Source organism: Streptomyces sp. ST2-7A (assembly GCF_021390475.1).
GTDB lineage: Bacteria > Actinomycetota > Actinomycetes > Streptomycetales > Streptomycetaceae > Streptomyces.
Window position 1 is genome coordinate 1 of the sequence record NZ_JAJUWS010000076.1, and the last position, 8,728, is coordinate 8,728.

The following is an 8,728-nucleotide window of genomic DNA, read 5'->3' on the forward strand; positions in this document are numbered from 1 at the left end:
GTGCCGGCCGCGCGGCCGGCACCGGTCGCCGCCCCTCGCGTCAGGTCAGACCCAACCGGCTGCCGTTCAGGCGTGCGATCGCGTCGGCGTCACCGTCCAACTCCACCCGGGCGGCGGCCTGCCGCCCCGAGGCGAAGAGGTGCAACTCGCCCGGCTCGGCGGTCACGGTCACCACCGGCGCGCCCCGACGGGCCACCACCGTCTGACCGTTGGGTCGGCGCAGCACCAGGCCGACGGTGCAGCGACGCCCCATGATCCGGGCCGCGGTCTCCAGCCGCCGCCACAGGACGTCCTGGAACACCGAGTCCAACTCGCGGGGGGTCCAGTCGGGTTGGGCTCGACGCACATCCTCGCCGTGGACGTAGAACTCCACCGTGTTGGAGGCCTCGTCCACCGGCTTGAGGCCGAAGGGCGACCATTTGCCCGGCCCCTCCCGGAACATCTGCACCAGTTCCTCGTACGGCTTCTCGGCGAACTCGTTCCGCACCCGCTCCAGTCGACCGGCGAGCGGACGGATGATCATCCCGCCTGCCGCGTCCGGGCGGCGCTCACGGACCACGAGGTGGGCGACCAGGTCCCGGGTGGTCCAGCCCTCGCACAAGGTGGGGGCGTCCGGGCCCGAGTTCTCCAGCAGTTCGGCGAGCAGAAGACGTTCACGCTTGGCATGAGTGGACATGCCACCAAGAGTACGGCTCAGGCCGTCCGGAACGCGGATCCCCGCCCGCGCGCCCCGGTTTCACCCCGCCGTCCCCGTCGCGGACCGTCCCCATCGCGGGGAAGTCGCCGTCCCGTCCGCCGGACGGTCCGCGAACCCACCCGGCGCACCCGGCACAATGGGACGGTGTCCGTCAGCGAACCCCTTCCGAGCCCCGGCCCCGGAGCCGCCTCCGCCCTCGACCCGGCCGTCGCCGCGCTGCTCAGGCGCACCCCCGACGGGCTGGTCCCGGCCATCGCCCAGCAGTACGACACCGGTGAGGTGCTGATGCTCGGGTGGATGGACGACGAGGCGCTGCACCGCACCCTCACCACCGGCCGCTGCACCTACTGGAGCCGCAGCCGGGGCGAGTACTGGGTCAAGGGCGACACCTCCGGTCACGTCCAGCACGTCCGCTCGGTGGCCCTCGACTGCGACGGCGACACCCTGCTGGTGCGCGTGGACCAGGTGGGCGCGGCCTGCCACACCGGCGACCGCACCTGTTTCGACGCCCGTCCGCTGCCCGTCGCCCCGGCGTCCGACCACTCCCCGGCACAGTAGGCTCACCCGCCATGACCACCGACGACCTCGACACCTTCCGGGTCCGCGCGAAGGACCGGCGGGTCATCCCGGTGACCCGGCGCCTGCTCGCGGACGGGGACACCCCCATCGCGCTCTACCGCAAGCTCGCCGCCGGCCGCCCGGGCACCTTTCTGCTGGAGTCCGCCGAGAACGGCCGGACCTGGTCGCGCTACTCCTTCATCGGTGTCCGCAGCTCCGCCGCCCTCACCGTCCGGGACGGCCGGGCCCACTGGTTGGGCGCCCCGCCGGCCGGTGTCCCGCTGGACGGTGACCCGCTGGAGGTGCTGCGCGCCACCGTCGAGGTGCTGCACACCCCCCGTGACCCGGCCCTTCCGCCGTTCACCGGGGGCATGGTCGGCTACATCGGTTGGGACGCGGTCCGCCGGCTGGAACGGATCGGGGAGCACGCAGAGGACGACCTCGGCCTGCCCGAGCTGACCATGCTGCTCGCCTCCGACCTGGCGGTCCTGGACCACCGCGACGGCACGGTGCTGCTCATCGCCAACGCCATCAACCACAACGACCTGGCCACCGGGGTCGACGAGGCGTGGGCGGACGCGGTGGCGCGGCTCGACGCGATGACCGCGGACCTGGCCCGGCCCGCCCCCTCCCCGGCGCAGCCGCTGCCGCCCTCCCGGGTGCCGGAGTTCGCCGCCCGCTGGGGCGGGGAGGCGTACCGGGAGGCCGTGGAGGTGGTCAAGGAGCACATCCGGGCCGGGGACGCCTTCCAGGTGGTGCCCTCCCAGCGCTTCGAGACGCCGTGTTCGGCGAGCGCCCTGGACGTCTACCGGGTGCTGCGGGCCACCAATCCGAGTCCCTACATGTACCTGCTGCGGCTGCCCGGCGAGGACTCCGACGCCTTCGCGACCGACGCCCGGCCCGCCGGCACCGTCCCGGACACGACGGGCATCCCCGCCGCGCCGCCCGGCGGGTTCGACATCGTCGGGTCCAGTCCCGAGGCCCTGGTCAAGGTGGAGGGCGGCAGGGCGATGCTGCACCCCCTCGCCGGCACCCGCCCCCGCGACCCCGATCCCGTCCGGGACACCGCCCTCGCCGAGGAACTGTTGGCCGACCCCAAGGAGCGTGCCGAGCACCTGATGCTGGTCGACCTCGGTCGCAACGACCTGGGCCGGGTCAGTGCCCCCGGCACCGTCGAGGTGGTGGACTTCATGTCCGTCGAGCGATACAGCCATGTGATGCACATCGTCTCCACCGTGACCGGTCGGCTGGCCGAGGGACGCACCGCCTTCGACGCCCTCACCGCCTGCTTCCCCGCGGGCACCCTCTCGGGGGCTCCCAAGCCCCGGGCCCTGCGGATCATCGAGGAGCTGGAGCCCACCCGCCGGGGGGTCTACGGCGGGTGTGTCGGTTATCTCGACTTCGCCGGTGACGCCGACACGGCCATCGCCATCCGCACCGCCGTGCTGCGCGACGGCACGGCCTACGTCCAGGCGGGGGCCGGTGTGGTGGCCGACTCCGACCCGGTGGCCGAGGACACCGAGTGCCGGAACAAGGCCGCCGCGGTGCTCCGGGCCATCGGGACCGCCGAACGCCTGCGCGGTAGCGTGGAGGAGTGAACGACCCCACCCGCCGCCCGCCGTCCCCCGAGGACGGCCCCGACCGCGCCGGCGTCACCGATGACGGCGCGGACCGACCGGTACCCGGACCCCGGGAGGAGGGCACCACCCCGACCGGTGGGGACAGGGGCCCCGAGGGGGCCGACCCGGTCGGGACGAGCCCTTCCCCGGAACCGTCCCCGGAGCCCGACGCCTCCTACCGGCCCGGTCGCGCCGCGCGCCGGGCCCTGCCGCTCACCCTGGCGGCCGGCGCACTGGGGGCGACCGTCGTCCTGATCGCCTCCGGGCAGCGCTGGGCCGAGGCCCTCGCCTCCGGTGCCGCCGGTGGCACCCTTCCGGTCACGGTCACCGGTGGGGAGGTCTCCGGACTGCCCAGCGCCCTGGCCCTGGTCGGACTCGCCTCCCTGGTGGCGGTGTTCGCGGTGCGCCGCACCGGCCGCCGGATCGTCTCCGGTGTGCTCCTGCTGGCGGGCGCGGGGGCGGTCGCCTCCGCCGTCGCCGGTGCCCGGGACACCTCCGCGCTGCACGCCGCCGCGGCCGAGGTGACCGGCCTCACGCAGGCGCCGCTCAGTGGTGTCGACCACACCCCCTGGCCCTGGGTGTCCGCGATCGGTGGACTCGCCCTCGTCCTCGCGGGGCTTCTGGCCCTGCGGTACGGCGCGGTCTGGCCGGCCATGTCCGGCCGCTACGAGCGGACCGGCCCGAACGGTCTTCGCGCTGGTGGGCGCCCCGGCCGGGGTGGTTCCCGACGTGCCGCGCGTCCGGCGGACCCGGAGCGCCCGGAGGAGATGTGGAAGGCCATGGACCGGGGCGAGGACCCCACCGGCTGAACCCCCGACCCTCGTCACGACGGGGGAGGCGGGTGCGGTCGGGCCGCGCCCACCTGTCAGAATGGCTCCGGAAATGTCCGCGGATGGTGCCCCGATGCCCCCGCCGCGTGTCCCCACCGTCACCAAGGAGTCATTCATGGCGGCCAACAGCCACGGCCACGGCAATTCCCCGGCGGCCTGGACCGGCGTCACCATCGCTCTCATCGGTTTCTGTCTGGGCGGCGTCTTCACCGTGATGGCCCAGCCGTGGCTGGTGCTCGCGAGCGTCGTGGTCGTGGCGCTGGGCGGAGTGGCCGCGCTGGTGATGCGTTCCATGGGCCTGGGCGCGGAGCCCGCCCCGCAGCGTCCCGCCCCGGGCAACGCCTCCGTGCCCGGCCCGCGCGAGAGCGCGCCGGCCGAGGCCGCCGACTCGCGCGGCGCCGCGGTCTGATCCGGTCGCCGGTCCGGCCGGCATCCCCCTCCCGCATCCGCCCTCCCGCATCCGCCGGGCCGGCTTCCCCCGCCGGCCCGGTGAGGCGTTTCCGCACCGCTGTTCGGGCGGTCCCGGAGGTCCGAACGGCCGCCTCCGCCGTCCCGTCGCCGCGCCGATCCGGGGTCCGGGCGGCAGACTCGGGACCGTGTCCGCCCCGTCCAGGCCCCCGTCGGAGCCGCCGCGCCGGGGACGGGGCCCCGGGCGTGGCGCGCCGCGGCGTTCCCGACCCCGTCGGACGGCGGGACCCCCGATGTCCGGCCCCGGGTCGACGACTCCGGTTCCCCCGCCGTCCCGCGGATCGCCCCGCCCGCCGTCCCGTGACCGCACGGCCCGGCTCGCCGTACCCGTCGCCGCGCTGCTCGGCCTCGGCGCCCTGCTGTTCCTGGCCGCGGTGGACCCGGGGATTCCCGGCCGGTACCCGCCCTGCCCGGTGCACGCCGCCTTCGGCCTGCTGTGCCCGGGCTGCGGCGGGTTGCGCGCCGGTCACGCCCTGACCCGCGGTGACCTGCCCGCCGCCCTGCGGGCCAACGCGCCGGTGTCCCTCCTGGTGCTCGCGGTGCCCCTCGCCGTGTCGGCCCGAACGGTCCGCCGTCGCCTCCGGGCAGGGGGGCGGGGCGGTCGTTCCCGGGGCGATCCCCGACGGAACCCCCGTGCGCTGTCCCGGCGCCCGGCACCGGCCGTCCGGATCGCGCTCGCCGGGGCCCTGGCGCTCACCGTCTTCACCGTGCTGCGGAACCTGCCGGTCGGGGCCTTCCTCGCCCCGTGAGCGGGGGCCCCGACCGGCCCGGGTCGGCGGACCGTTCCCGCGCCGCCGCGCCGGCCGTCCGAGGGGCGGACCGACCCGGGGCGGATGCGGTGTCGATCCCCGCCGGCCGATACCATCGGCGTGTTCGACCGTGCGCGCGGACGAACCGACGCCCGTCGTCGGCCCCCGGGGGCGACCGCCCGGCGCGCGGTTCAGGCGCCCGGAACCGGTGGCGGGGCGCCGCGACAGGAACCGCTACAGAAAGGAGCCACTCGCATGAGTGTGCTCGACGAGATCATCGACGGGGTCCGTGCCGACCTCGCCGTGCGTCAGGAGCGGGTCGGGCTCGACGAGCTGAAGGAGGCCGCCGAGCGCGCCCCCGCCCCCCTCGACGGGGTGGCCGCCCTGCGCGGCGACGGTGTGCGCGTGATCTGTGAGGTCAAGCGGTCCAGCCCGTCCAAGGGAGCCCTCGCGGCCATCGCGGACCCGGCCGGGCTGGCCGCCGACTACGAGGCGGGCGGCGCGGCCGTCATCTCGGTCCTCACCGAGGAGCGCCGGTTCGGCGGCTCGCTGGCCGACCTCGACGCGGTGCGCGCCCGGGTGGACATCCCCGTCCTGCGCAAGGACTTCATCGTCACCGCCTACCAGCTGTGGGAGGCCCGGGCGCACGGCGCCGACCTCGCGCTGCTGATCGTCGCCGCCCTGGAGCAGCCCGCCTTGGTCTCCCTGGTCGAGCGCGCCGAGTCCATCGGACTGACCCCGCTGGTCGAGGTGCACGACGAGGAGGAGGTCGAGCGGGCCCTGGACGCCGGGGCCCGCGTGATCGGCGTCAACGCCCGTGACCTGCGGACCCTGGAGGTGGACCGCTCCACCTTCTCCCGGCTGGCCCCCGACCTGCCCGCCGAGGTGGTGAAGATCGCCGAATCGGGCGTGCGCGGACCGCACGATCTGATCGCCTACGCCCACGACGGTGCCGACGCCGTGCTGGTCGGCGAGTCGCTGGTCACCGGCCGCGACCCGCGTGCCGCGGTCGCCGACCTGGTGGCCGCCGGCGCCCACCCCGCCCTGCGACAGGAGCGCTGACCGCCGTGGCCCGTCACGCCCGCCTGCTCCCCGGCTGCCGCCCGCGCGGCTGCCGGGCGCCGGCGCGTCGCGTGCTGGGCCGCCGGGTGCGCTACCACATCGGGTGCGAGCCCGGTCAGATCAACGGGCGTCGATGGCCCGGGCGGACCGCCCCGCCGTCGGCTCCGCACCGGAGCACCCCGACGCCTCCCTGACGCATTCCCGCCCACGGGTGTCCCCGGCCCCCCGGCCCCTCCACGGGCCGCCGGCGGGCCGTCCGGAAAGCCACCGGAAGTCACCCGGAGGCCGCCCGGTACCGGGCGGGAGCGTGCGGAGCCGGCCGACGGCGGGGTCCGCCGTTCCGCCGCGCCCGCGACCGACCCCACCCGGGGCCGGCGGGGTGATTCCGGCGACCCGGCGGGCCCACACCACACCGAGACCGGTTCGGACCACCGCACTTTTCCGGAAGGCTCACGCCATGACCGATGGTTTCTTCCTGCCCGACCCCGAGGGCAGGTTCCCCGGCGCAGACGGGTACTTCGGCGCGTTCGGCGGCATGTTCATCCCCGAGGCCCTGCGGGCCGCGGTGGAGGAGGTCGCCGTCGAGTACGAGAAGGCGAAGGCGGATCCCGCCTTCGCCGCCGAGCTGAACGACCTGCTCGTCAACTACACCGGGCGTCCCAGCGCCCTGACCGAGGTGTCGCGCTTCGCCGAGCACGCGGGCGGCGCCCGAATGTTCCTCAAGCGCGAGGACCTCAACCACACCGGCTCGCACAAGATCAACAACGTTCTGGGGCAGGCCCTGCTCACCCGCCGGATGGGCAAGACCCGGGTGATCGCCGAGACCGGTGCCGGACAGCACGGGGTGGCCACCGCCACCGCCTGCGCCCTGTTCGGTCTGGAGTGCGTGATCTACATGGGCGAGGTCGACACCGAGCGGCAGGCGCTCAACGTCGCCCGGATGCGGATGCTCGGCGCCGAGGTGGTGCCGGTGGCCTCCGGCAGCCGCACCCTGAAGGACGCGATCAACGAGGCGTTCCGCGACTGGGTGGCCAACGTGGAGCGCACCCACTACCTCTTCGGCACCGTCGCCGGACCCCACCCCTTCCCGGCGATGGTCCGCGACTTCCACCGGGTGATCGGTGTCGAGGCCCGTCGGCAGATCCTGGAGCGGACCGGCCGACTGCCCGACGTCGTGGCGGCCTGCGTGGGCGGCGGCTCCAACGCCATCGGTCTCTTCCACGCCTTCCTCCCCGACACCGGCGTCCGGCTGGTGGGTCTGGAGGCCGCCGGGCACGGTGTGGCCTCCGGTAAGCACGCAGCCACGCTGACGGCGGGCGAACCGGGGATCCTGCACGGCTCGCGCTCCTACGTCCTGCAGGACGACGAGGGGCAGATCACCGAGCCGCACTCGATCTCGGCGGGGCTGGACTACCCGGGCATCGGTCCGGAGCACGCCTGGCTCAAGGACACCGGCCGGGGCGAGTATCGTCCGGTGACCGACGCGGAGGCGATGGACGCGCTGCGACTGCTCTCCCGCACCGAGGGGATCATCCCCGCCATCGAGAGCGCGCACGCCCTGGCCGGCGCCCTGGAGTTGGGGCGTGAACTGGGGCCGGAGGGCCTTGTCCTGGTGAACCTCTCCGGGCGCGGCGACAAGGACATGGACACCGCCGCCCGTTGGTTCGGCCTGTACGGCGACACCTCCGGGACGGTGGGCGGCCCCGCCGACCTCGCCGCCGACACCTCCACCGACCCCGCCGACCCGGCCGCCCCGGGGAACGGCTCCGAGCGCGCCTCCGAGGAGGGCACCGCATGAGCACCGTCGAGATCCCCGAGATCCCCGAGGCCCCCGGAGCGACCGGAGCCACCGGCACCGTCGAACTGCTCTCGGAGGTCCTCGCCCGCGCGGCGGCGGAGGACCGCGCCGCCCTGATCGGCTACTTCCCGGCCGGTTTCCCCACCGTCGAGGACGGCATCCGGGCCGCGGTGGCCATGGCCGAGGGCGGCTGCGACGTCCTGGAGATCGGTCTGCCCCACAGCGACCCGGTCCTGGACGGCCCGGTCATCCAAACCGCCGATGACATCGCCCTGCGCGGCGGTCTGCGCATCGCCGACGTGCTGCGCACCATCCGGGAGGTCCACGCGGCCACCGGTGTGCCGGTGCTGTGCATGACGTACTGGAACCCGGTGGACCGGTACGGACCCGAGCGGTTCGCCGCCGAACTGGCCGCCGCGGGCGGCGCCGGCTGCATCCTGCCGGACCTGCCGGTGGAGGAGTCCGTGGCCTGGCGGGAGGCCGCCGCCCGGCACGGGCTGGCCACGGTCTTCGTGGTGGCGCCCAGCAGCCGGGACGCCCGACTGGCGACGATCACCGCAGCCGGCAGCGGCTTCGTCTACGCGGCCTCGCTGATGGGCGTCACCGGCACCCGCGAATCGGTCGGCGACGAGGCCCGGAACCTGGTGGAGCGGGTGCGCGGTGTGACCGGGCTGCCGGTCTGCGTCGGGCTCGGGGTCTCCTCGGCGGCCCACGCCGCCGAGGTGGCGGCCTACGCGGACGGTGTGATCGTCGGCTCCGCCTTCGTCAAGCTCCTGCTGCCGGCCGCCGGGGAGGAGGGCGTCCCCGGGGCTCCGGCGGACCCCGTCGCGGCGGTCTCCCGGGTGCGGGAGCTGGCCGAGGACCTGGCCGCCGGCGTCCGCCGCCGCTGAGCCCACCCCGTCGGGGGGGGCCCCCCCCCGCTCCCGGTCACCGACTCCGGTCAGGTG

10 protein-coding genes are annotated in these 8,728 nt (G+C 75.4%); 9 read left to right on the forward strand and 1 reads right to left on the reverse strand.

Annotated features, from left to right (window positions below; genetic code table 11):
• Positions 1–40: 40 nt before the first annotated feature.
• Positions 41–676 (reverse strand): TIGR03085 family metal-binding protein, encoded by a 636-nt coding sequence (locus tag LZF96_RS26100; protein ID WP_233877309.1) that lies wholly within the window; start codon positions 674–676, stop codon positions 41–43.
• A gap of 165 nt (positions 677–841) precedes the next feature.
• On the opposite strand from LZF96_RS26100, the gene hisI reads away from it, so the two are divergent.
• From hisI to trpA, 9 genes are all read left to right on the forward strand, one after another.
• Positions 842–1,255 (forward strand): phosphoribosyl-AMP cyclohydrolase, encoded by a 414-nt coding sequence (hisI, locus tag LZF96_RS26105; protein WP_233877311.1) that lies wholly within the window; start codon positions 842–844, stop codon positions 1,253–1,255.
• An 11-nt stretch (positions 1,256–1,266) separates the two neighbouring features.
• Entirely contained in the window at positions 1,267–2,853 is a 1,587-nt protein-coding gene (gene trpE / locus LZF96_RS26110; protein ID WP_233877313.1) for an anthranilate synthase component I, read from the forward strand.
• Positions 2,850–3,683: a TIGR02234 family membrane protein gene (locus LZF96_RS26115; protein ID WP_233877315.1), complete on the forward strand. Its 834-nt coding sequence runs from the start codon at positions 2,850–2,852 to the stop codon at positions 3,681–3,683. Before trpE ends, LZF96_RS26115 begins: the two co-directional genes overlap by 4 nt.
• Before the next feature lie 136 nt (positions 3,684–3,819).
• Positions 3,820–4,113 (forward strand): HGxxPAAW family protein, encoded by a 294-nt coding sequence (locus tag LZF96_RS26120; RefSeq protein WP_233877325.1) that lies wholly within the window; start codon positions 3,820–3,822, stop codon positions 4,111–4,113.
• Between the two features lie 292 nt (positions 4,114–4,405).
• A complete protein-coding gene (locus LZF96_RS26125; protein WP_233877317.1) occupies positions 4,406–4,921 on the forward strand; it encodes a DUF2752 domain-containing protein in 516 nt (171 codons plus the stop codon).
• Positions 4,922–5,176: 255 nt separating this feature from the next.
• Positions 5,177–5,983 carry an indole-3-glycerol phosphate synthase TrpC gene (trpC, locus tag LZF96_RS26130; protein ID WP_233877319.1) on the forward strand — a complete coding sequence of 269 codons (807 nt, stop codon included), beginning with the start codon at positions 5,177–5,179 and terminating at the stop codon, positions 5,981–5,983.
• A gap of 5 nt (positions 5,984–5,988) precedes the next feature.
• On the forward strand, positions 5,989–6,177 hold the full coding sequence (trpM, locus tag LZF96_RS26135) for a tryptophan biosynthesis modulator TrpM (RefSeq protein ID WP_374203338.1): 189 nt from the start codon (positions 5,989–5,991) through the stop codon (positions 6,175–6,177).
• A gap of 263 nt (positions 6,178–6,440) precedes the next feature.
• Positions 6,441–7,781, forward strand: coding sequence for a tryptophan synthase subunit beta (gene trpB / locus LZF96_RS26140; RefSeq protein ID WP_233877321.1), 1,341 nt, complete (start codon positions 6,441–6,443; stop codon positions 7,779–7,781).
• A complete protein-coding gene (trpA, locus tag LZF96_RS26145) occupies positions 7,778–8,671 on the forward strand; it encodes a tryptophan synthase subunit alpha (RefSeq protein WP_233877323.1) in 894 nt (297 codons plus the stop codon). Before trpB ends, trpA begins: the two co-directional genes overlap by 4 nt.
• The last annotated feature ends 57 nt before the right edge of the window (positions 8,672–8,728 follow it).

Excerpts from the sequence above, each read along its gene's own strand:
- LZF96_RS26125 (WP_233877317.1), top strand. The coding sequence starts at position 4,406 with ATGTCCGGCCCCGGGTCGACGACTCCGGTTCCCCCGCCGTCCCGCGGA.
- trpE (WP_233877313.1), top strand. The coding sequence starts at position 1,267 with ATGACCACCGACGACCTCGACACCTTCCGGGTCCGCGCGAAGGACCGG.
- LZF96_RS26100 (WP_233877309.1), bottom strand. The coding sequence starts at position 676 with ATGTCCACTCATGCCAAGCGTGAACGTCTTCTGCTCGCCGAACTGCTG.
- trpC (WP_233877319.1), top strand. The coding sequence starts at position 5,177 with ATGAGTGTGCTCGACGAGATCATCGACGGGGTCCGTGCCGACCTCGCC.
- LZF96_RS26120 (WP_233877325.1), top strand. The coding sequence starts at position 3,820 with ATGGCGGCCAACAGCCACGGCCACGGCAATTCCCCGGCGGCCTGGACC.
- trpA (WP_233877323.1), top strand. The coding sequence starts at position 7,778 with ATGAGCACCGTCGAGATCCCCGAGATCCCCGAGGCCCCCGGAGCGACC.
- trpB (WP_233877321.1), top strand. The coding sequence starts at position 6,441 with ATGACCGATGGTTTCTTCCTGCCCGACCCCGAGGGCAGGTTCCCCGGC.